The organism is Urechidicola sp. KH5 (assembly GCF_054661455.1).
In genome coordinates this window covers 822778-847047 of record NZ_BAAFSW010000001.1, presented here as the reverse complement: position 1 = coordinate 847047, position 24270 = coordinate 822778, and the positions used below count along the sequence as shown (strand labels likewise).

Here is a 24270-nt window from a genome sequence, read left to right as displayed (position 1 = left end):
GCCATATAGGATAAACTAACACTTTTAAACATACAATTATGAACAGCGTTACCAAAAGGCTGATAAGGATATTTTTTGCCTTAATCGTAGTATTTCAAGTGCAATCACAAACAACAAATGTGGGAATTGCGAGCTATACAAATACATTTCCAGGTACGGATTCTGCCGGTAGAAATGGTTTTCCTCCAGGATCACCACAATTAAGTGGAACCGTAGCTTCGAAACCTGTACCTACCAACGATTGGTGGTCAAAACTGGTATTTCTAGATCATGCTGATAACTTGTTTAATTATCCAATGACTATGAAAACCACCAACAACGGATTAATTGTAACTTATATTCCTTGGGGTGTTATTGGTGATTCAGCTCCTATTCAAGTGGGTCTTACAGGTTTGAGTGCAACTAAAACTACAGTGTCTGATTTTTCTGATTGGACAGTCACTATGAATTGGAATGATGGTTCACATGAATTAAAGGCAACTTCCGGAATAGGGATGCCCTTTTTGTATTTTGAAAAAGATCTAGATGATGAAGTCTCAATCCAAATCAACTCAGGTACTGTAACTGTAACAAATGAAATTATTACCATTGAAAACGCTGCAGGTGGAGCTGATTTTGCAATTTATGCTCCTGTTGGCAGTTCATGGACTGAAAGTGGAAACACATATACATCTACCTTAAATGGAGAAACCTATTGGTCTATGGCAATGCTGCCGCAGGCCACTACTAATGTTGCTTCTAAAGCAATCGCATATCAAGATTACGCCTATGTTTTTCCTACTAACACAACGGCAGATTGGAGTTTTAATGAAAGTACTTCAAAAGTAATCACATCATTTAACGTAACTACCGATGTAAAAGATGGTTCGGCCACTAATACGAATATACTCTTAGGTTTATTGCCGCATCAATGGGATAATTTGGCTGCAACTTCTGCAACACCAAATGGAGATAGTTATGACGGAGTTCGAGGTGAAATCAAAACATTAATTGGGAATTCATTTACTGTAGAAAATACCTTTAAAGGAATTCTACCTACCATGCCTGATCTGGCAAATTATAGTCCCGGATTTAGCCCTTCAGAATTGTCAAATAAAATTGCTTTAATTGAGAATGATGAATTGGCCACATGGACAGACTCATATAACGAGGGGCAGGTAATGAATCGCCTGATTCAAACTGCTAGAATAGCAGATCAAATGGGTGATACAGATGCTAGAGATACCATGATTGCAACCATTAAAGAGCGTCTCGAAGATTGGTTGACTTATCAATCAGGAGAAGTAGCATTTCTATTTTATTACAACGATACTTGGTCGGCAATGTTAGGTTATCCTGCAGGTCATGGGCAAGACACAAACATCAACGACCATCATTTTCATTGGGGGTACTTTATACATGCCGCTGCTTTTATGGAACAGTTTGAACCGGGTTGGGCCGATGATTGGGGTGATATGATTAATTTGTTAATTCGCGATGCAGCCTCAGCTGATAGAGATGATACTCAGTTCCCGTTTTTAAGAAATTTTAGTCCTTATGGAGGGCACTGTTGGGCTAATGGTTCAGCGTCTTTTCCACAAGGGAATGACCAAGAATCTACTTCAGAAAGTATGCAATTTAACTCATCTTTGATTCATTGGGGTACAATAACAGAGAATGATGCCATTCGTGATTTAGGGATTTATTTATATACCACAGAACAAACGGCAGTAGAAGAATATTGGTTCGATATGAACGAACGAAATTTTCAGCCTACTCAGCCGTATAGTTTGGTTTCAAGAGTTTGGGGTAACTCTTATGATAATGGTACCTTCTGGACTTCAGATATTACTGCTTCTTATGGCATTGAGTTATACCCAATGCATGGTGGCTCTCTTTACTTAGGACATAATACAGATTATGTTCAGACTATTTGGGATGAATTGCAAACCTACACAGGAATATTAAGTGATAATGATACTAACCCAAACTTATGGCACGATACCATATGGAAGTACCTATCATTTCTTGATCCTGAAAGGGCTATAGAATTATATGACGCCTATCCTGACAGAATTCTCAAGTTTGGTGTTTCTGATGCACAAACCTATCATTGGCTTCATGTAATGAATGCCTTAGGTCAGATTGATGCAACCATTACAGCTAATTACCCAATTGCCGCAGCGTTTTATGATGAAGACCTAGGTTTTCATACCTATGTAGCGCATAATTATGGAGATTCAGATATCACTGTAACATTTTCTGATGGTTTTATGTTAGATGTGCCAGCAAATACAATGGTTACCAGTAGAGATACAGATGTTAGTGGGGTGTTATCTTCAAACTTTACTCAAGCTTTTCCCGGGGGTAGTGTAGATTTATCTGTTGTTATTTCTGGGGCAGGAGTTACTAAGGTTGCCTTTTATGATGGCAATACCTTATTGGGTGAAGATACAACTGCGCCATACGAACAAACCGCATCAAACCTAACGCTGGGTGTACACGGTATGTATGCTCGCGTATATGAGGGAACGGCATTTTCAGTTACTAATATTGTAGACATTCAAGTTGGTGAGCAAGTTTCATATACGGGAACGCCAAGTGTTGTTCCAGGAACAATAGAAGCGGGTCATTACGATGTGTTTGAAGGAGGTATTGGTCAAAATATTGCCTATTTAGATTTAACGCAAAACAATCAAGGTGATTTTAGAACCGATGAATATGTTGATGCAGAAGAAATTGTTGCAGAAGGGGCCATAGTAGGTTGGGTTTCTGGAGGTGAATGGATTGAGTATTCAATCGATGTTCAAACTGCTGGAAATTACGATGTAGATGTTCGCTATGCTTCTGGTAATTCAATTGGAGGAGGTCCTATATATTTTGAAATAGAAGGAACAAAAGTGAGTCCAGATATATCTTTTAGTGATACCGGAGATTGGGATACATGGAGTACAAAATCTGTTAGCAATGTAGCTTTAAATGAAGGTCAGCATGTTTTAAGGCTGGTGTCAACCAATGGCGAGTTTAATATAGGAAGAATGACCTTTACTTATGGTAGCGCCTTGGGTTACAATCCTCCAGTAGCAAATGCAGGAGACAATGTATCGGTTATTTTACCAACAACTACTGCCACTTTAGATGGTTCTTTAAGTTCTGATATTGATACTCCTGTATTAAACTATCAATGGGAACAAATTTACGGTCCGTCAACAATTTTGTTTTCAGATAGTACAGTAGTATCACCAGATGTTTCAAATCTCGAAGAGGGAATTTATAAGGTTCAACTTACAGTAGACGATGGTACCTACTCATCTATTAGTACAACTTTAATAATTGTTACACTAACAGGAAATGTGAATCCTGTGATTACCCTAACCTCTCCAGAAAACGCAACAACTTATGTTGAAGGCGATAATATTACAATTGAAGCACAAGCCTCAGATTTAGATGGAACTATTAGTGTTGTAGAGTTTTATGAAGGTGCTACAAAAATAGGAGAAGATACAACAGCGCCTTATAGTTTTGAATGGGTTGAACCAGCTATTGGAGATTATGATATTTCTGCAAAGGCCATAGATAATGCTGGAGGAGAATCGACTTCTTCTATTGCTTCGGTTTCAGTTGAAGAATTAACCGCTTGTGAAGCAACCGGAACAGATGCACAACAAGGTTCATTTTCTATAGGCTATAAAAGTATGTTTGAAACGATAGGGAATGACGTTAAGATAACTTTTGAGTTATTAGATACCGATAAAACAGGAGTGGTGGCCTATTTGTGGCAAGAATCGCCATTTGCAGAAACAGCAATGGACCATGTATCTGGAAATATTTTTACTAAAACAGTAAGTGGTCATAGTCTTGGAGAAACCATTAGTTATGCCTGTAAGTTTGCTTTTGCCGGAGGGTTGGCAGTTACAGAATATATTTCATATGAAGTGGGATCTAATTGTAGTGGCGGAGGCGGAAGCGACTCAGTTGCTCCAACGAATTTTACGGCGCAATTGGGCACAGTTCAAGCGCGATCAGTGGAATTATTATTATCAGCAGAAGATGATTCTGGAAATGTAGTTTATGATATTGTTTATGGTACAGAAAATGCCACAGCTTCAGGAGCTTCGGGAGAAGAGGTTTCAAAAATCATTAACGCTTTAGAACCGGAAACCTCATATACTTTTTCAATTACCGCTAAAGATTTAGCAGGAAATATTGCTGCAAATAGTCCTATAGAGATCATGGTTACAACGGGATCAAATGTAAATACAGCTTGTTCTGGTACAGATTCAGAGGCGCAGCAAGGAAGTTTTGATGTAGGCTATACATATGATTTTTCTACATCAGGAAATGAGGTAACATTTACGTTTGAATTACTTGATGATAAAACCGGCGTAGTAGCTTATTTATGGCGAGAATCACCATTTGCTGAATTCCCTATGAGTTTGGTTTCAGGAAAAACATTCTCAACGACCATTAGTGGATTTACTCCAGGAGAAACGATTAGTTATGCGTGTAAATTTGCCTTTGCTGGAGGATTAGCCGTAACAAAGTATTTTAGTTATGAAGTTGGTCAAGACTGTGCAGGTTTGAGTGTTGACGGTGAAACGTTAAGTCGTGCAGTTAAGGTTTATCCAAATCCTGCTTCTAATAATCTATTTATTACTTCAGATATATTTGAAGTAGAAAAGGTTGAAGTTTATTCAACGCTCGGTCAAAAGATAGTGTTGAAAACAGATGTAAGAAGCGGTGTTGATGTTTCAAATCTGTCGAACGGAGTATACCTTCTAAAGGTGCACATAGATAATAGGTTTATTTATAAACGATTCATAAAGAACTAATAAACAAAAAACCCGATGCATTGGCATCGGGTTTTTTGTTATTCTATAAGTGTTTTTAACTACCAGCAAATAGTTTATATATATCATTTCCGTTGGCTAAAAGTAAAAGTCCCATTAGCAACACAAATCCTGCCACCTGTGCATACTCTAAAAATTTGTCACTTGGTTTTTTACCAGATAAAATTTCCCATAAAGTAAACATAACATGGCCACCATCTAAGGCAGGAATTGGTAATAGATTCATAAATCCAAGCATTATAGATAAGAATGCTGTGATGCTCCAAAATGCTTGCCAGCTCCAAGTACTTGGAAAAATACTACCAATAGCAATAAATCCTCCAATGCTTGTAGCACCCTTGGCAGTAAACACATACTTAAATTGTGTCATATAATCTCTTAGTGTCCAATACGCTTTAGAAGTTCCAGCAGAAACACTTTCTCCAAAAGTAAATGACTTGTCTGTAACAGTAGCTGCTGCCATGGCTGTAGTAGTTTGAGCTACACCAATTTTGTTTTTTTCATTTGGCACAACATTAATACTTGTTTTTTGACCATTACGTTCAACATCTACTACCTTTTCTTCACTACTTGATTGAATTGCTGTAGTAAATTCATGCCAATACGTAATTGGTGCTCCATTAACTGCAAGTACTTTATCTCCATTTTTAAATCCAGCTAATCCTGCAGCCATATCAGGTACAACTGTATCTAATACTGCTTCTGAGCGAATTACAAATGGTTCTTGAACACCATCTTGCCACATAAGCTCACCTATATTTTCTGGAATAGAAATAGTTTCTATAACACCATCTGTATGTTTTACTTCTAAAGATTGCACATCTCTTAAGAACAAATGCTTGTTAACAGTGGTAATATCTTCAAGGGGCAATCCATTCATTTTTAGAATTAAATCCCCTTGTTGAAATCCGTATTTTTCAAAAGTTTGATCTACGGCCATACCGTATTTTACATCATTCGGATTGATTTGCTTCTCCCCATATACAGCAAAAACCATGATGTAAATCAAGAAACCTAATACAAAGTTTACAAAAACTCCTCCTAGCATAATAATCAAACGTTGCCATGCTGGTTTAGATCTAAACTCCCACGGTTGTGCTGGTTGTTTCATCTGTTCTGTATCCATACTCTCGTCTATCATACCAGAGATTTTTACATAACCACCCAATGGTAACCATCCAATTCCGTATTCGGTTTCACCTTTTTTGTATTTAAATAGTTTCTTACCCCAGGCATCAAAAAACAAGTAGAATTTTTCAACACGGGTTTTAAATAATTTAGCAGGTATAAAATGCCCCAATTCGTGTAGTACAATCAAAAATGATAAGCTTAAAATGAATTGAGATGCTTTTATCAATATTTCCATAAAATCGTTCGTTCAAAGTATAAAAACGCACAAATGTACATTTTTATATAGAGTTGTGAAACAGTTGTTTTAGTTAACTCCTTTTATTTAACATAGTTTTTGGTCTCAATTGATTGAAATAGTTACAATTTTAATGCAAAAAAAGTATAAAGCGTAGTACCTTTGCAATCAGTTATGAAGTTGTCTTTTTTTAAAAAATCATTACCTACTATAATTATCATGTCTGTGTTTTCTGTGGTGGTAATTTTTACCATTTACAGTATTTTAAATCCAGATAAAAGACTCCCTGTGTACAATCCTGCCGATGTGAATCCGAGGTTGGTGGATGCTTCTGTAAAACATGTAAGATCTAACCATAAAATAGGTGATTTTAAATTGACCAATCAGAATGGTGAAACAATAACTCAAGAAGATTTTGAAAACAAGATTTACGTTGCAGATTTTTTCTTTACCCGATGTCAAACCATTTGCCCAATAATGACCAATAATATGGCTTTGGTGCAAGATGAATTTTTAAATGATTCTACCGTCATGTTGTTATCGCATAGTGTAACTCCCGTAATGGATTCGATACCTGTACTTAGAGAATATGCCGATATAAAAGGGGTAGACGATCGTAAGTGGCATATTACTACAGGAGATAAAAAACACATTTACGATTTAGCGCGTAAGAGTTATTTTGCCGTTTTGGATGAGGGTGATGGAGGAGAGCAAGATTTTATTCATACCGAGAACTTTGTTTTGATAGATAGTAAAAATCGTATAAGAGGATATTACGACGGTACTGATAGAGAAGAAGTAGAGCAACTTATAGAAGATATTAAATTACTTCAGTCTGAGAATAAATAATACGTTCTGCTCTTACTTTAGAACGATTCTAATTTAGTATATTTGAGCCCTATTTTAGTGACTGCATGCAAACAATCGCAACTTTAAAAAAAGGAGAACGCGGAATCATAGAAGATTTTGAAATTGAAGCGATTCCTTTAAAACTTATTGAAATGGGATGCCTACCCGGTAGCACTGTTGAAGTGGTGCAATTTGCCCCTAATCACGACCCTCTTTATTTAAATTTAAACGACAGCTATGTAGCGATTAGAAAGGCAACTGCTGAAAAAATAACGATTAAGCGCATCTAATTTTATGAGTACAGAGTTGTTAAAAGTTGCATTAATAGGTAACCCAAATACTGGTAAAACTTCAGTGTTTAATCACCTTACTGGGTTGAACCAACAAGTTGGAAATTATCCTGGTATTACCGTAGAAAAGAAAGTTGGGTATTGCAAACTAACCCGACATCAAAAGGCAAAAATTATTGATCTTCCAGGTACGTATAGTTTAAATGCCTCTTCGTTAGATGAAAGCGTTGTGATTGAGTTGTTAATGAATAAGAACAACGAAGATTATCCTGATGTTACAGTGGTAATTACAGATGTTGAAAATCTGAAGCGAAACTTATTACTATTTACCCAAATTCAAGATTTAGAAATTCCTACAATCTTGGCAATAAATATGTCAGACAGAATGAAACGCAAGGGTATTTCTGTTGATATAGAAGTTTTAGAAAAAGAGCTCAACACTAAAATAGTACTCATTAGTTCTAGAAAAAATGAAGGAATAGATGAGATAAAAGAAGGTCTTCAAAATTATCGCAATTTAAAACCTAATAAAGCATTAGATATTGCTACTATAGATAAGACGTATTTTGATGGATTAAAAAAAGCGTTTCCGAATCAGTCACTTTATAAATTGTGGTTGGTAATAACACAAGATATTAATTTTGGAAAACTCGATCGTAAAGAAATAGAAGATGCTACTTCCTTTGGAACAAAATCGGCTTCAGAGTTGCGAAGAATGCAACATAAGGAAACAATAGCGCGCTATAAATTAATTAATAACGCGCTTAAAAAGGGATATGAAGTTGACAAATCTAAAGCTACAGATTTACGAAGTAGACTTGATAGAATTCTTACCCATCGCATATTTGGTTATGTAATTTTCTTTGGAATTTTATTATTGATATTTCAGTCTATATTTGAGTGGAGTAGCATTCCAATGGACTTTATAGATGCTTCTTTTGCCTCTTTAGCAGATTGGACAAAAGATGTTTTACCTGAAGGTAAACTCACAGATTTAATTGCAGACGGAATTATTGCGGGCCTTGGTGGCGTTGTTATTTTCATTCCTCAGATTGCTGTATTATTCTTGTTTATTTCTTTGTTAGAAGAAAGTGGATACATGAGTCGTGTAGTGTTCTTAATGGATAGAATTATGCGCCGATTTGGATTAAGTGGTAAAAGTGTAGTGCCGTTAATTTCTGGTACTGCATGCGCAATTCCTGCAGTAATGGCAACAAGAAATATTGAAAGTTGGAAAGAGCGTTTAATTACCATTTTGGTAACTCCGTTTACTACTTGTTCTGCTCGTTTGCCAGTATATGCAATATTAATTTCACTTGTTATTCCAGATACAGAAGTTTTAGGTGTTTTTAATGCGCAAGGATTAACATTAATGTCTTTATACCTATTAGGATTTGGGATGGCTATTTTATCGGCATACATTTTAAATAAGACCTTAAAAATTAAAAGTAGATCGTATTTTGTAGTTGAGATGCCTGATTATAAAATGCCATTACCAAAAAACGTTGGAATAAACGTATTAGAAAAAACAAAGGCATTTGTTTTTGAGGCGGGTAAAATTATTTTGGCAATCTCAATTGTGCTATGGTTTTTAGCATCGTATGGACCTGGAGAAAATTTTAACAATGCAGAAGCTATTGTTACAGAAGCCACGGTAAATGATAATTTATCGGAAGTTGAATTAGAAGATGCCATTGCCTCATATAAGTTAGAACACTCATTTATTGGAATCGTAGGTAAAGGTATGGAACCTGTGATTACCCCTTTAGGTTATGATTGGAAAATCGGTATTGCACTTGTAACATCTTTTGCGGCAAGAGAGGTGTTTGTAGGAACATTGGCAACCATTTATAGTGTTGGTAGTGCAGATGAGGAAGGCGATACTATAAAAAATAGAATGGCACAAGAAACAAGAGCTGATGGTACGGCTGTGTTTAATATGGCCACGGGAGTTTCTTTGCTATTATTCTATGCTTTTGCAATGCAATGTATGAGTACATTGGCTATTGTAAAAAAAGAAACGAATAGTTGGAGATGGCCTATATTGCAATTGGTAGGAATGAGCGTGTTGGCATTTGTTTCTTCGTTGATTGCTTATCAAATATTAAGTTAAATGAAAGAATATTTTTCTTTTACGACAAACAAACAGTAGATATGATACAGGAAATAGGCGTATTTGTTTTAGTTGCTTTGGCTTTTGGTTTTTTGGTTAAAAAGTTTTTTTGGAAACCAAAATCTGCTAATGCATGTGATAAAGACTCATGCGGATGTCATTAAATAAAAGAAAAGCCATCAGAAATGATGGCTTTTTGACTTTTATAAAAGATTGAGAATTATCATACTGAGCTTGTCGAAGCATCTAATCTCTATACTTTTCAAACCATGCCAAGGTATGGGCTACTTTACTAATTAACTGACTTGGGCGTCTAGCAATACCATGTGATGCTCCAGGAATTTCAACCAACACCGTTTCAATCTTTCGCAATTTTAATGCGTGATAGAGTTGTTTGGCTTCACTAGGAGGCGTGCGTAAATCATTCATACCAACCATTACCATTGTTGGCGTTTCAATATTACCCACTAATGAAATAGGAGAGAATTTCCAATAGGTTTCAAAATTTTCCCAAGGTTGCCCAGGGTAACGCGAATTGGCATAGCCGTAGTAGTTGTCGGCAACCAGTGTTTTGCTAATCCAGTTCATCACTGGTTTTGCAACAACCGCTGCCTCAAAACGATTGTTTTTTCCAATCATCCATGCAGTCATAATACCGCCAGCACTACCACCAGTAACGTACAACTGATCTTCATGAGCAATGCCTTTCTCAATTAAATAATCAACTCCATCCATCACATCGTTGTAATCTTCACCTGGGTAGTTGTTGTATAATAAATTGGCAAACTCTTCACCATAACTTGTACTTCCTCTTGGGTTTGGATAAAAGACTACATACCCTGCCGCAGCATACAATTGTATTTCTGTTGTAAATCGATCGCCATAATTTAAAATAGGTCCACCGTGATTTTCAACTAAAAGTGGGTATTGTTTATTGGCATCAAAATGAGGAGGCTTTACAATCCAACCTTGAATTTTACGTCCGTCTACAGAAGATTCATACCACACTTCTTCTGTTGTTCCTAAAGTACGATGTCCTAAAATATCTTCGTTTAAAGCAGTAATTTTTGAAAGCTTATTTTCAGTAATAACAGCCAAATCAGCTGGTCTTTCGGGTGTAGTATGTGTAAACGCTATGGCGCCATTTGTGGCAACACTAAACGATCCAGAAGCGTAAGGTCTTCCCAATGTAGTGCCACCCATGTTATTGGTAATATCTGATATTTTACCATTAAGTGAGATGTAGGCAATTTTTGTATTTCCTAAATCATCGTATGAAAAATAAAGACCATTGCTTTTAGTATCCCAAGTAATGTTAGAGATGTTTCTATCTAATTTTTTTGAAAGTACTTTTTTACCACTTCCATCTAATTTCATTAAATGTAAATAAGTAGTTTGATGCGCTTGCACTTTATCTTCAAATCCTAGATAAGCAACCCACTTGTTATCTGGCGAAACTTTTGGACTGTAATCAGGACCTTGTTGATTTGTAATTTGATGGATCTCTTTAGTGGCAATAGCTACCTTATACACTTCACTGTTTCTAAAATCGTATTCCCAATCGTAATTTCTATTAGCAGAGAAATAAATGGATTTACCATCTGAAGTAAATGATAAAGCCCCGCCATGATTAAAGTTACCACTTGTTAATTGTCTTGCGGAACCTCCTTCTGCAGGTACCGTAAAAATATGTGTAAATCCAGGTTTGATATATCCTGCTCCATCGGCTTCGTGTTTTAAGCGGTTGGTAACTCGAGCACCTTCAGCCCATTTCGCACCTTTAGGTGCTTTCGGCATTTTTGCAATCACCGGAGATTTGGCAACGACTTTCATTGTAAAAGCCAATTGTTTCCCGTCTGGTGCCCAAGTTAGAGAACTAGGGGATGCCGGTAACTGTGTTAATTTGGCAATTTGCCCATTGGCAACCCAATACATATAAATTTCAGAACCCTCGGCTGTACTGCTTACAAAAGCAATACGGTCTCCAGTTGGCGACCAACGAGCTTGTGACTCGCTAACCTCTCTTGTGGTAAGTTTGCGATGATTACTGCCGTCAGAATTAAGAATCCAAAGATTGCCCTTTGGTGTATCTTTCATAATATCAAAACCATTACGACGATATACAATTTGAGAAGCATCTGGTGCTATTTGAGGATCAGAAGCAAACTCTAATTCAAATACATCTAAGGCTTGTAAAACTGGTTTTTCTTGTGCAATACTGGTCTGAACAAACAGCATTGCCACAGTAAATAATACTAGGCGATTCATATTGTAATTTTTAGAATTGTGAAATTACAAAATGTGTGATTGCTTATCAAAAAGGAGTCGTGTAAAAATTGAATTGTAAATCTAATAGCGATAATCACTTAGATAACTAGCAATTCGATCAACTTCGTTTTTAGTTAATATTGGATCAAAATATTGGATGTAATTATTCAATTCACTAAGTAACTTTATTTTGACATGTTTAAATTCTTTATTGGGTTTTGCATTTATCATTACGATAACATTTCTAATAGGAATTTGTTTTTCTCCCCAATGGTGATAGTTTAAACTAACATTGTTATTAACTAATAGAAAAACAGCAAAACTTGTTCTTTGAATTTGCTCTACTGGAGACCTTAAGTCAAGTGAATTTATCGAATCTCTACTCCAATTTTTTGTTTCTAATATGAATATGCCAGATTTTGAAATTAATAAATGATCAATTTGCACCGAATAAATTCTGTCATTTGTTCTTCTATTAAAAAGAGGCGGATTGAACGACTCATTGAAATCGTTTATTAAAATGTAATCATCTGAAAGCTTACGGATCTCTTTTTCTACTAAATTCTCACCAACAGCACCAGCAATTAGAGGTTTTAACTCTTCAATTGCTTCCTTTACTTTTTTTAACTTTTCAATTTTTAAACTCGATCTAAGTTTTAATTCCGAATCTATATTATCGGAAAGATATTCTAATCGTTGAGAGTCGTTGGTTATTTTATTTTGAATATTTTGAATTGACTTTTCTACTAAGAAATCAAAATTATCGGATAAATTATTTAAGCTTTTTTGAAGGGTCTTAATTTTGTAAGAAAGAATCCACTTATAAATAAGGTTGGCTTTAACTTTTCTCTTTTCTAGCTTTAATTTATTTTCTTTTTTCAGAGCAATTCTATTTTCAAAATCTTGAATTGCTTTCTCTTTTAAATCTGGAAGCTTTGAAGATTTTTTTTTTAAACGGAGATTTAAACTTCTAATTTCATCATTAATTTCATTCTCAAAATGATTAAAAATTTCATTTTTCTTACTAGAGTATGTTCTGGTAAAACTTTTAATATCATTTATAGAATTAAATAGATCTATATTTCTTCTATCTAATTCTGAACGCAAATTTTTAAGAGATTCTATTTGGCCTATTACAACTGCCATCAAGGTTTAATTGGGAGTACAAAGATACCAAATCAAATCATTTCAACGGTTTGTCTTCTAACTGGCTATGTATTTTTTCAGTCCATACGGCGTTGGCATCGGTATCTATACCATGATTGGTTTCATTGTCGTATTGCCCTTGTACTTTTCTACTTTCTGCAAATAGGTTTTCGTAAATGTTTAGATATGCATCAAAGTCTCGCACCTTATTGTTCTGTAACTTTTTAAAAGCTCTTTTTATTTTTTGGGCGTACAAAGCGGCTATATCAAAATGCAATTGTTCGTGCTTTAAAAGGTTGTCGTCTCGTTGTAAAACCCAAGATCTATTTTTTATAAAATAAACCTCCACTGTTAAGTCGCGATAATTTTTCATTCGATTGTTAGCATCTACCATTACCTGTTCTGGTACTACTTGAATCATGGTAGAAGTTACGGCATAAGCATCTATAGTTTCATCGGGTGTTGCTTCAAAATCAACCCAAGATAAACGTTGATCTGCGCGCCATGGAATTTCATTTTGAGCAAAAGTGAAACTAGAGAGAATTACTGCTACTACGAAAACTATAAGTTGTTTGATTTTCATTAAAAATATTTTGATGTATTACCTACAACGAATATATAGCAGAAGAATTGAGTTCAGTTGCTAGTTTCACTTTTGATTTAGACTTGTTTTAATCAATTCGTTCAAAAATCAACGCTTGATTATAGTCTCCTAGATATTCAGATTCTCTTACAAAAATCATTCTGTTTTCTGATAATTCTGCCAATTGATAATAGGTGAATGTGCTACCCATGGCCGTTTGATCTTCATTGATATAGCCCCTTGCAAAATGCAAATAAATAGAAGCTCTATCTTCTGGGTATAACATTAGTAAGTGACTTTCAAAAAACTCGTGGTCTGCTGTAAAAATACCATCCTCAATATCTTCAAAGCACAGAACATCACCATAGGTAATTGTCACGTCTTCTGTATCTGCATGAAAAGTATATACATCATCAGTCACACAATCTAAGGTAATTTCTAAATCGTAGTTGGGGTCGTAATAATTGTTAATTATTTCAGTAATGCGCCATGATTGTGAACTACCTCCATGTATCAATTGCATTTCTGATTCCGCAAAAAGTGGAATGGTTTGGGGAGAATCATCATCATCAGAACATTGTATGAATACCACAGATATGCATATGAGTAGTGTAGTTTGGAATAGTGATTTAAAGTTTTTCATTTTATTCAATTTTTAATTCGCAAAATAGACGCCAATATGATGCCGCTGTTACGCGTTTTAACTTAAATAAAATGTTAAAAAATCACTGGGTTGTAGCAACCAATAGGTTATCAATTGATTAGGAGCGGAATAAAGATGTTTTATTTAAACAAGTTTCTTGTATACTCTAAGAGTGCAGCATCGCCAGAAGGCCCATGACCCGGAATTACAAGTTGAATGTCAGGATATGTGGTTTGTATTTTTGCTACTGTTTCAGACCAAGATTGTGTATTGGCATCGGCTAAGTTGCCTTTGCCGGCTTTTAGTGTTTTAATCAAACAACCACCAAACAATGCTTGTTCGCTCGGTACATGCACAACGCAATTATCTATAGTGTGGCCTTCTCCAAAAAATTGCAAAGTTGCCGTAATGGCTCCAACGTCTATTTGCTGTATGCTATCGAACCCTATTTGTGGAATCGGAAATTGGGCTTCTTTTGCTAAAGCAATGGTTTTGTTAGAGGCATATGATGGAATCTGCTCTTGATGAAATGCATTTAGACCTCCCAAACAGTCTTCGTGAAAATGAGTTGCCACAACTGCCTTTATTTCATAGTTATTTAAAACTTGCAACCAGTTCATTAATTCAACAGTCACAGCATCATCTGTTGGAGTATCAACAACAATGGCTTGGTTCTGGTCTATAACCAACATACCGTTGCAAGGTACGTTCCCAAAGCTCTGTGTTTTTAAATACGATGTATGCTGATACACCTTTTCTGAAAGTTGAATGATTTTTAAAGTATCACTCTTATAGGCATACGTTATTTTATCTTTTATACAGCTTTGAAATAGCAAAGCAAATAGGGGAATATAAATGTAAAGATGACTTTTCAAAAGAATGATTTAAAGCACAAATTTATAAAATCCATAGCCCCAAACACAAATGAGTAAAATGTTAATATATATTAAGTTTAATCGAGCGTCTTCACTAATAGATTTTTTTAAAAGTGTATAGCAAATTGAAATTGTTGAGGAAATAAGAAAGCCTATCAGTAGTAATCCATTTATTCCCTCCAAACCAGATTGAACATCTAATTTTCTTTTACCCTTATGTACAGATTTTACTGTTTTGAAGATGGGTGTAATTTCAATCCTAATTCCACCTGGCAAAGGTGCTGCTTTTAAAGTTGAAAAATGATATCCTTTCTGTGTTGTAAAATCTTTCCCCACTTTTTTTTCTTGTCTCATAGAAGTGCCTCCAGCACTAGAACTGTGAGAAATATTGTTTGTTTCTACTATTTCGTCATCAAAAGTTCTTGCAGGAAGAATAGAGATGTCTATAAAATATATGAGAGAAATTAAAAAGGGAATTGAAATACTTAATAAAAACTTCTTTTTAAAATTTACATCGAAAAATGCAGTAATTGCATTGGCAGTCTTTTCCATTTAAGGGTTTGTTTGTTGGTTAGGTTTTAAACTTCATTTGAAGACCTTCCAAATATAATTGATTAAAATTTTATCCTAAACCAACATCTAAAGTCATCATAACGATAAATCCTAAAATAAAACCAAGCGTTGCTACATCTGTATATTTATCGCGCTGCGTTTCAGGTATTACTTCTTCTACCACAACAAATATCATTGCACCAGCTGCAAAGGCTAGGGCATAGGGTAAAATAGGTTGAAATGTAATTACTGCAACTGCACCAATAACGGCTGCAATAGGTTCTACAATCGCGCTCATTTGACCGTACCAAAAGCTCTTCCATTTGCTGTGGCCTTGTCTTCTTATAGGCATAGAAACTGCAAAACCTTCAGGGAAATTTTGCAAGCCAATTCCGATAGCTAATGCAACTGCACCACCAATAGACGCACCTTCAAAACCTGCAGCTACGCCTCCAAAAAGCACACCAACGGCTAAGCCTTCTGGTATGTTGTGCAGCGTAATTGCCAATACCAATAAGGTTGTTTTATGCCATGGTGTTTTTACACCTTCTTTTTCAGACTCTTTAAAGTTTACGTGTAAGTGCGGTAAAATTTTATCGAGGCCAAATAAGAACAAGGCACCTAAGGCAAATCCAACTGCTGCGGGAATTACTTTTACAAATCCCTCTCCCGGACTCATCTCAATTCCTGGTGATAGTAAACTCCAAAAACTCGCAGCTACCATAACTCCTCCGGTAAATCCTAATAGGCCGTCAAATAGGGCGCGGTTCATTCCTTTAAATAAAAATACCAAAGCGGCACCTGCTGCGGTGAGACCCCAGGTAAATAATGTGGCATATAAGGCTGCCAAAACGGGGTCTATAGATTCGAAATACGCAATAATTTGATCTACCATGTTGCTAATATTTTAGTAAAAATTGTGGTCAATTCTCTTTTAGTTAGTAATGAATTATGTTGAAATATAATTTCGTTTTCTGTATTTAAAATTGTGAGTGTGGGGTATGCCAATCCATCGTCCATCAGCCCTAAACTCACGGCCAATTCGTGCACGCCAGTAGTTGCACCAGTATGCTTGAACTGAAAAGTGTGATTGTTAAACGATATGGGGTTTTTATCCTCTGCGTTGAGAGGCACATAATAAAAAGATTCGTTTAATATTTTAGAAACCTTTTTTGTTTGTATGGCACTATGATCCATCAAATCACACACCTTGCACCAATCTGTGTGAATAAAAACAACCACCGGTTTTGGTTCAATTTTTTGCAAACTATCTAGTGCTTCAAAAGTATACGTTGAGGTTTGGGCCCATAAAAGGACGCCCCAAAAACAATAGAGTATACTTAGTACTTTTTTCATCTTAGTTTAAATTGTATCTAATACCAACAAATCCTCTGATGCCTTGATTTGGAGCATAAACATATGACGGGTCAAAGGTCAATGCATATGGATTATCTGGTGTTGGCACTACAGTACCATCATTATCAAAGATAACATCTTTATCAAATGGGTCGTTGGCTCTAGCAATTATAAATGGATTTCCTTTGTTTGGTGTCCAATTCAATAAGTTTTTTAAACCGCCATATATTTCAAAATCATTCCAACCATCATAGGTAAATTGTATGTTTTGAAGACTCCAATAGGGTGAGTATTCTTGCCTTGGGTCCAAATCCCCTAATAAAGGCAAACGCATTGGTCCGTAGATGTTACCTGTGTAATCTATGTTTAAATTCCAATCTTGAATTTTATAAGATATAGCCCAAGTACCAGAGAATTTTTCTGTAAGAATTTGTTGTTTGGTTACACCATCTTCGGTATTTGTAACACTCATATACGTTGCTCCTAAAAGGGCTTTAATACCATTGTTAAAAATGATATCTACATTCGCACTTACCCCGGTGGTTACCGCATGACCGTCTAGATTATCATAAATAATTTGATTCGGGTTGGTGTCGTAATCTGGTATAATTGCATTCTCAAAATAGGTATACCATGCAGAGGCGTCAAGACCTATAAAGGTGCCATTTTCAGCAAATATTTTTGTCAAGAAATTTAGGTTCGCGTTGTACGATTTTTCTGGTTCTAATTCTTCAGCAATTATTACATCGCGGGCACCTGTTAGTGCAGCGTGTTCTTCTGTAAATAGATTTACAACCCTAAATCCTGTCCCCGCATTTAAACGTAGGATACTGTTTTTTCCTGTATTCCATTTATACGCCAATCGCGGTGTAAAGATATTGCCATGTCTGCTATCGTAATCATAGCGCATACCCAATAGCAAGGTGTGCTTTTGAGATAGTTTGATTTCATCTTGAGCAAATAAACTTGGTATGGTTACCTCGTCATCCGTTTCGGTTGCCGGTGTATTGTCGTTATAAAATTGATAGCGAACAGCAGTTCCAAATAAAAGGTCGTGATTCTTTGTTGAGGTATCCCAAGTTAATTGACCAAAACCTATGCGCTGTTTGGCAAGGTATGGGGTGTCTCCATACACAGAGTTTTGATCGTGGTCTGTATAAGAAACGTTTAACATTAAAGGAGCTTTGGTTGGTAATTGATAGCTTCCTAAAAATTCCCATCTTGAGGTGTAGATTGATTCACCGTACACTTCATCGCCACCTCTATACGATTTGTTCCATTGCATTTCGCCTCCCCAACGATCTTCGTAAAAATAGCGACCTGCTAATGAGAATACCTTATTACTCTTTCGGGCAATATTCCACTTTTGAAAAACCGAAATACGATCTTGTAGAGTAACATCTGTAAAGTTGTCGTTGTTGTTATCTATTGGATTGTTGTAATTGTAATAATTAATCCCCGTTAGAACATCGGAATTGCCAAGACTAGCTTTCATACCCACATCAACATTGTATTCTAACCACGATGTTACATTCGCATCAGCAAAAAAGCGCGGTGCAGAACTTGGCTTTTTAGTTATAATATTAATCAAACCACCAACAGCTTCACTACCATATAAAGAAGAGGCAGGACCTTTAACAATTTCTACGCGCTCCATTAAAGCATTTGGAATACCAGACAAACCATATACTGTAGATAGTCCTGAAACAATGGGCATTCCATCAATCAATACTAGGGTGTAAGGACCTTCAAGACCGTTAATGTGAATATCACCCGTATTACAGACATTACAATTTAACTGGGGTCTTACGCCATTAACATTTTGTAAAGCGTCAAAAATATTTGGTGTTGGGTTCTTTTTAAAAAATGATGGTGCATATACTTCAACCGGTACTGGAGTAGAAGATCTAGAAACGGGTTTTAGAGTACCTGAAATTACCACTTCATCAAGAGATGAGGTAGCTTCAAACTCAAAATCTATTACCATGCTTCTATATACATTGACGTTTTTACGTTTTTCATTCAAGCCAGTAAAAGAGGCCACCAGTGTGTAATCTCCATTTGCAATATCCTCTAATATATAATTTCCGTATTCGTCCGCAGTGGTTCCGTAATTGGTGTTTTCAATATAAATATTGGCAAAAGGCAAAGGATCTCCTTTGGACGTAACAGTTCCTTTTATGGTGTTTTGAGCCATTAATTGCCCAAAGAATAAACACCCAATGCAGACTAAAAAGTGCTTAATTGAATTCATTTAAAAAAATGATATCTGTAAAATCTTGGTTTAATAATAAGGTGTTGCCATTCACAATAATCTGAGTCATCTTGCTGCTTGTGAATTGCTTTTGAACAGTAATTTCTGCTCCGTTGTTTAGATGATGTTCAACACAAAAATCGAAGAATTCTTTGTTGTCGCTAACCAATCGAGAAATTACATAGGTTTTACCCTCTAAAGCTTGAGACATTACCACAGAAGTATCTTTTGTTGTAATAACACCATCTTCATTTGGAATTGGGTCTCCGTGTGGATCAAATTTTGGATGACCTAAATATGCCGAGATTCTATTTGCTAATAAATCCGAAGTTTGGTGCTCTAATAATTCCGCTTCTCGATGTATGTCATGTAAAGACATATCAAATAGTTTGAACAACAACGACTCCCATAATCGGTGCTTTCGAATGACGTTCAAGGCCATTTTTTCACCTAATTCTGTTAGCTTTAGTGGTTTGTATTTTTCGTAAATCAACAAATCTTTGGTTGCTAATTTACGTGCCATATCGGTAGCTGCAGCATTGGTAATGCTTAGTTTTTTTGCGATATTACCTGGTTTGGTATCGGCATGATGTAAAACATCTAACTGATAAATTGTTTTCACAAAATTCTCTATAGCTACAGACATGGTAAAATAAAAATTTAAGTAAGCTTAAAAATTATACAAATTTAACTAAAAAATATAAATAGACAACCTTTAATAGCTTTGTCTTAAGATGTTTTAAGGGCTCCGTTTCTTTTGTATCTTGCATGTAAAATTTTAGAATGAAAATATTGGTTTTTGGCACCGGGGGTGTTGGGGGTTATTTTGGAGGTCGATTGGCACAAGTAGGTCATGAAGTATCATTTATTGCACGTGGTGCGCATTTAGAGGCGATCAAGCAAAACGGATTACAAATAAAGAGTATTGATGGCGACTTTTTGCTAAAGAAGGTGTGTGTAACCGCAAACCCTAAAGAACTCAAACCAGATTTTGATTTGATTTTATTGGGTGTTAAATCTTGGCAGGTGGCTGCGATTATTCCTGACATAAAAGCGTTGTTGCAAGAGCATACTATGGTATTACCACTTCAGAATAGCGTTGCACATATTGCCCAATTGCAAGAAACGATTCCAGCAGAGAATTTGTTAGGTGGATTTTGCAGAATTTATGCAAAAGTTGAAGCACCAGGTGTCATTAATCACTTTGGATTCCCTCCGGAATTGATTTTTGGAAACTTGACACAAGTAACAAATGATAAAGTAGAAAGCATTAATAGCGAACTCGAAAAGGCAAGTTTTAAAACCACACTATCACAAGATGTACTTTCTGATATGTGGAAGAAGTATATTTTTATTAATACCGTAAGTGGGTTAGGAGCTTTAACAAGAGTCTCAATCGGAGCGATGTTTGAAAATAAGGGAACAAGAACATTATTGCATCGAACCATAGAAGAGATGTTGGAGATTGCTAAGGCACTTCGAATAAACCTGCCAGATGGGTTTGACCAAACCATGTTGTCATTTATAGAGAGTCAACCCTACAAGGCTACCGCTTCTACACAACGTGATATAATGGAAGGAAGACCATCAGAACTAGAAAACTTTAATGGCTACATCGTTAAACAAGGTAAAAAACTAGGGGTTTTAACTCCTGTAAATGCATTTATTTACAATTGTTTATTGCCTCAAGAACAAATTGCAAGAGGGCTGAAATAATACTTTATTCTTTTCAAGATTAGCAGTATCTTTGCGCACTTAAAGAAACACGTCAAATTGTTGAGTGCGTTATGAGTTACAATCATCAGGAAATTGAAAAGAAATGGCAAGCTTACTGGGCAGCCAATCAAACCTTTAAAGCAAGTAATACTTTAGAGAAACCTAAATATTATGTATTGGATATGTTTCCGTATCCATCTGGTGCCGGATTGCACGTTGGGCATCCGTTAGGGTATATTGCCTCTGATATTTATGCACGTTACAAACGTCATAAAGGATTTAATGTATTACACCCACAGGGGTATGATTCTTTTGGATTACCTGCTGAACAATACGCTATTCAAACTGGGCAGCATCCAGCAAAGACTACAGAGCAAAATATTACTACCTATAGAAGGCAGTTAGATAGTATTGGTTTTTCATTTGATTGGTCTAGGGAAGTGCGAACTTCTAATCCTGATTATTACAAATGGACCCAGTGGATTTTTATTCAACTGTTTAATTCTTGGTACAACAAAAACGCAGACAAGGCAGAAGATATCTCAACCTTAATTGCAATTTTTGAGGCTGATGGTAATGGGCAAGTAAATGCTGCAAGTGATGAAGATGTAACTACTTTTTCTGCGGATGAATGGAAGGCCTATTCAGTTAAAGAACAAGAAGCTATTTTATTGCAATACCGTTTAACGTATTTATCTGATACAGAAGTAAACTGGTGTCCTGCTTTAGGAACAGTTTTGGCAAACGATGAGATTGTAAACGGAGTTTCTGAGCGTGGTGGACATCCAGTAGTTCGTAAAAAAATGACCCAATGGTCTATGCGAATTTCGGCTTATGCACAACGCTTATTAGATGGATTAAACGGTATCGATTGGCCACAACCTTTAAAAGATGCTCAAACCAATTGGATTGGTCGCTCGCAAGGAGCAATGGTATCTTTTGATGTAAAAGGTTACGATGCAAAAATAGATGTATTTACTACACGACCTGACACCATTTTTGGAGTGAGTTTTATGACTTTAGCTCCGGAGCATGAATTGGTGTCGAAAATCGTTACAGATGAGCAAAAGGAAGCTGTTGAGGCTTATCAAGATGCCACTGCTAAAAGAAGTGAACGCGATCGTTTGGCCGATGTAAAAACCATTTCAGGGGTTTTTACCGGAGCATATGCAGAGCACCCATTTACAAAAGAACCGGTGCCGATTTGGATTGGTGATTATGTGTTAGCTAGTTATGGTACAGGAGCTGTAATGGCCGTGCCTTGTGGAGACCAACGCGATTACGATTTTGCAAAACACTTTGGTATCGAAATTCCGAACATCTTTGAAGGTGTAGATATTTCTGAAGAAGCTTTTGCTGATAAAGACAATACTGTTATTGCAAACTCAGACTTTTTAAATGGCTTGAAGTATAAGAAAGCTATGAAAACGGTTATTTATGAGATGGAACAACGCGGTATTGGTTTTGGCAAAATAAACTATAGATTGAGAGATGCGGTATTTAGCCGTCAACGTTATTGGGGAGAACCATTTCCAGTGTATTACAAAGACGGAATGCCTCAAATGATTGATGCGGCACATTTGCCAATTGAATTGCCTGAAGTAGAAAAATACTTACCAACAGAAGATGGTAGACCACCATTAGGTAATGCCACAGTTTGGGCTTGGGATACTGAAACTGCTGAGGTTGTAAATAATGATTTAATAGATAATCAAACAATATTCCCACTAGAATTAAACACCATGCCAGGGTGGGCAGGTAGCTCACAGTATTTTAACAGGTATATGGACCCATCAAATAGTGAAGTTATTTTTTCTGAAGAAGCTATAAACTATTGGCAAGATGTTGATTTGTATATAGGAGGTTCTGAGCATGCAACGGGTCACTTATTGTATTCTCGTTTTTGGCAAAAATTTATGTTTGATAGAGGTTATGTACCAAAAGATGAGTTTGCTAAAAAGCTAATCAACCAAGGGATGATTACAGGGACAAGTGCTTTCGTTAAAAGACTTTCTAACATTGTGGTTTGGTCAAAAAACGAGGTGTATGAGAACCCTGGAAAAGCATTTACTAGATTAAGCAAAAAACAATTGAAAACTATTGAATTGCAAAAGCCAATTTATATTTCAGAATCTTTACTAAACTTAAAAAGATTTGCTGTAATATTTGGTTTCTCTAGGGAAGACATTATGAGTAGTTTTGAAATTCAAGAGAGATATTCAGAATTCATATTTAATTCGATTAAAGAATTTGTTGATAAGAAGGATTTGAAATATATTAATAGTGAATTGTATTGTGCTGTATTAGGAGATATATTTCCGATTCATTCAGACATTTCATTCGTTGACTCTTCTGATGTTTTAGACAAGGATGCTTTTAAAAACTGGAGAGAAGATTATAAAGACGCAGAATTCATAACAGAAGAAGATGGTACATTTAAAGTAGGTCGTGAGGTCGAAAAAATGTCAAAGTCTAAGTATAATGTTGTAAACCCAGATGACATTTGTGTTGAGTACGGCGCAGATAGTTTGCGTTTATTTGAAATGTTCTTAGGTCCGTTAGAGCAATCAAAACCTTGGAAAACATCTGGTATTTCTGGTGTGTATTCTTTCTTAAAGAAATTGTGGAAATTGTATCATGGAGGTGTAGAAGGTAGTTTCTTGGTTTCTGATGAAAAACCCACCAAAGATGAATTAAAGGTATTGCATAAAACCATTAAGAAAGTAGATGAGGATATTGCAAACTTCTCTTTTAACACCTCGGTAAGTTCATTTATGATTGCAGTTAATGAGTTAACGGCATTAAAATGTAACAAACGCGAAATTTTAGAAGGCTTGATTGTATTAATTTCTCCTTATGCTCCTCATATTGCAGAAGAGTTATGGCAAAAGTTAGGCCATCAAGATTCTATTGCTACAGCTGAGTTCCCAATATTTGAGGCGAGCCATTTGGTAGAGAGTTCTAAAGAATACCCAATTTCTTTTAATGGTAAAATGCGTTTTAAATTAGAGTTGCCGTTAGATATGAGTAAAGATGCTATTGAAGCGGCCGTAATAGCTCACGAAAAAACACAAGCACAGTTGCAAGGACGCACTCCTAAAAAAGTAATTGTTGTACCAGGTAAGATCGTAAATATTGTAGGCTGATGAATATTGAAATCATCGGACTTATAGCAGCTTTTTTGACGACTTCGGCATTTGTGCCGCAAGCGTTTAAAATATATAAAAGCAAAGAAGTAGATGATATTTCTCTTAGCATGTACATTGCAATGTTTGTAGGTATTTGTTTGTGGTTTTACTATGGGTACCACATCAATAGTATTTCTATAATGTTGGCAAATTTGGTTTCTGGTTTGGTAGTAATGAGCATTCTTATATTTAAAATCCGATACTCAAAAAAGTAGTTTAGGCAGTACTTTATTTCTTATTTT

At 35.8% G+C, this 24270-nt stretch carries 19 protein-coding genes; 8 read left to right on the top strand and 11 right to left on the bottom strand.

Annotated features, from left to right (window positions below; genetic code table 11):
- Positions 1–38: 38 nt before the first annotated feature.
- On the top strand, positions 39–4811 hold the full coding sequence (locus ACYQ5R_RS03880) for a glycosyl hydrolase (RefSeq protein ID WP_460189597.1): 4773 nt from the start codon (positions 39–41) through the stop codon (positions 4809–4811).
- Between the two features lie 55 nt (positions 4812–4866).
- On the opposite strand, the gene rseP is transcribed toward ACYQ5R_RS03880, so the two are convergent.
- The gene (gene rseP / locus ACYQ5R_RS03875; protein ID WP_460189596.1) at positions 4867–6195 is read right to left on the bottom strand and encodes an RIP metalloprotease RseP; all 1329 of its coding nucleotides are present in this window, start codon (positions 6193–6195) and stop codon (positions 4867–4869) included.
- 174 nt (positions 6196–6369) lie between these two features.
- Between rseP and ACYQ5R_RS03870 the strand changes: the two genes are divergently transcribed.
- From ACYQ5R_RS03870 to ACYQ5R_RS03855, 4 genes are all read left to right on the top strand, one after another.
- Entirely contained in the window at positions 6370–7044 is a 675-nt protein-coding gene (locus ACYQ5R_RS03870; protein ID WP_460189595.1) for an SCO family protein, read from the top strand.
- 65 nt (positions 7045–7109) lie between these two features.
- The gene (locus ACYQ5R_RS03865; protein ID WP_460189594.1) at positions 7110–7334 is read left to right on the top strand and encodes a FeoA family protein; all 225 of its coding nucleotides are present in this window, start codon (positions 7110–7112) and stop codon (positions 7332–7334) included.
- A 4-nt stretch (positions 7335–7338) separates the two neighbouring features.
- Positions 7339–9447 (top strand): ferrous iron transport protein B, encoded by a 2109-nt coding sequence (gene feoB, locus ACYQ5R_RS03860; RefSeq protein WP_460189593.1) that lies wholly within the window; start codon positions 7339–7341, stop codon positions 9445–9447.
- Positions 9448–9488: 41 nt separating this feature from the next.
- Positions 9489–9611, top strand: a complete 123-nt coding sequence (locus tag ACYQ5R_RS03855; protein ID WP_460189592.1) for a FeoB-associated Cys-rich membrane protein — start codon at positions 9489–9491, stop codon at positions 9609–9611.
- 82 nt (positions 9612–9693) lie between these two features.
- Here the strand turns inward: ACYQ5R_RS03855 and ACYQ5R_RS03850 are convergent, their stop codons facing one another.
- The 10 genes from ACYQ5R_RS03850 to ACYQ5R_RS03805 form a co-directional block, all read right to left on the bottom strand.
- On the bottom strand, positions 9694–11715 hold the full coding sequence (locus tag ACYQ5R_RS03850; RefSeq protein ID WP_460189591.1) for a S9 family peptidase: 2022 nt from the start codon (positions 11713–11715) through the stop codon (positions 9694–9696).
- 81 nt (positions 11716–11796) lie between these two features.
- Positions 11797–12861, bottom strand: coding sequence for a nuclease-related domain-containing protein (locus ACYQ5R_RS03845; protein WP_460189590.1), 1065 nt, complete (start codon positions 12859–12861; stop codon positions 11797–11799).
- Between the two features lie 37 nt (positions 12862–12898).
- A complete protein-coding gene (locus tag ACYQ5R_RS03840) occupies positions 12899–13444 on the bottom strand; it encodes a DUF922 domain-containing protein (RefSeq protein ID WP_460189589.1) in 546 nt (181 codons plus the stop codon).
- Positions 13445–13532: 88 nt separating this feature from the next.
- Positions 13533–14087 carry a hypothetical protein gene (locus ACYQ5R_RS03835; protein WP_460189588.1) on the bottom strand — a complete coding sequence of 185 codons (555 nt, stop codon included), beginning with the start codon at positions 14085–14087 and terminating at the stop codon, positions 13533–13535.
- 140 nt (positions 14088–14227) lie between these two features.
- Complete coding sequence (gene bla / locus ACYQ5R_RS03830; protein ID WP_460189587.1) at positions 14228–14962, bottom strand: subclass B1 metallo-beta-lactamase; 735 nt, start codon at positions 14960–14962, stop codon at positions 14228–14230.
- Between the two features lie 9 nt (positions 14963–14971).
- A complete protein-coding gene (locus tag ACYQ5R_RS03825; protein ID WP_460189586.1) occupies positions 14972–15514 on the bottom strand; it encodes a hypothetical protein in 543 nt (180 codons plus the stop codon).
- A 70-nt stretch (positions 15515–15584) separates the two neighbouring features.
- Positions 15585–16409, bottom strand: a complete 825-nt coding sequence (locus tag ACYQ5R_RS03820) for a ZIP family metal transporter (RefSeq protein ID WP_460189585.1) — start codon at positions 16407–16409, stop codon at positions 15585–15587.
- A complete protein-coding gene (locus ACYQ5R_RS03815) occupies positions 16403–16870 on the bottom strand; it encodes a thioredoxin family protein (RefSeq protein ID WP_460189584.1) in 468 nt (155 codons plus the stop codon). Before ACYQ5R_RS03815 ends, ACYQ5R_RS03820 begins: the two co-directional genes overlap by 7 nt.
- Position 16871: 1 nt before the next feature.
- Positions 16872–19124: a TonB-dependent receptor gene (locus tag ACYQ5R_RS03810; protein ID WP_460189583.1), complete on the bottom strand. Its 2253-nt coding sequence runs from the start codon at positions 19122–19124 to the stop codon at positions 16872–16874.
- Complete coding sequence (locus ACYQ5R_RS03805) at positions 19111–19770, bottom strand: metal-dependent transcriptional regulator (RefSeq protein ID WP_460189582.1); 660 nt, start codon at positions 19768–19770, stop codon at positions 19111–19113. Before ACYQ5R_RS03805 ends, ACYQ5R_RS03810 begins: the two co-directional genes overlap by 14 nt.
- 137 nt (positions 19771–19907) lie before the next feature.
- Between ACYQ5R_RS03805 and ACYQ5R_RS03800 the strand changes: the two genes are divergently transcribed.
- The 3 genes from ACYQ5R_RS03800 (at position 19908) to ACYQ5R_RS03790 (ending at position 24243) form a co-directional block, all read left to right on the top strand.
- A complete protein-coding gene (locus tag ACYQ5R_RS03800; protein ID WP_460189581.1) occupies positions 19908–20840 on the top strand; it encodes a ketopantoate reductase family protein in 933 nt (310 codons plus the stop codon).
- Between the two features lie 71 nt (positions 20841–20911).
- Positions 20912–23986 (top strand): leucine--tRNA ligase, encoded by a 3075-nt coding sequence (locus ACYQ5R_RS03795; RefSeq protein ID WP_460189580.1) that lies wholly within the window; start codon positions 20912–20914, stop codon positions 23984–23986.
- Positions 23986–24243, top strand: coding sequence for a SemiSWEET family sugar transporter (locus tag ACYQ5R_RS03790; protein WP_460189579.1), 258 nt, complete (start codon positions 23986–23988; stop codon positions 24241–24243). The genes ACYQ5R_RS03795 and ACYQ5R_RS03790 overlap by 1 nt, the downstream gene beginning before the upstream one ends.
- Positions 24244–24270: the final 27 nt, after the last annotated feature.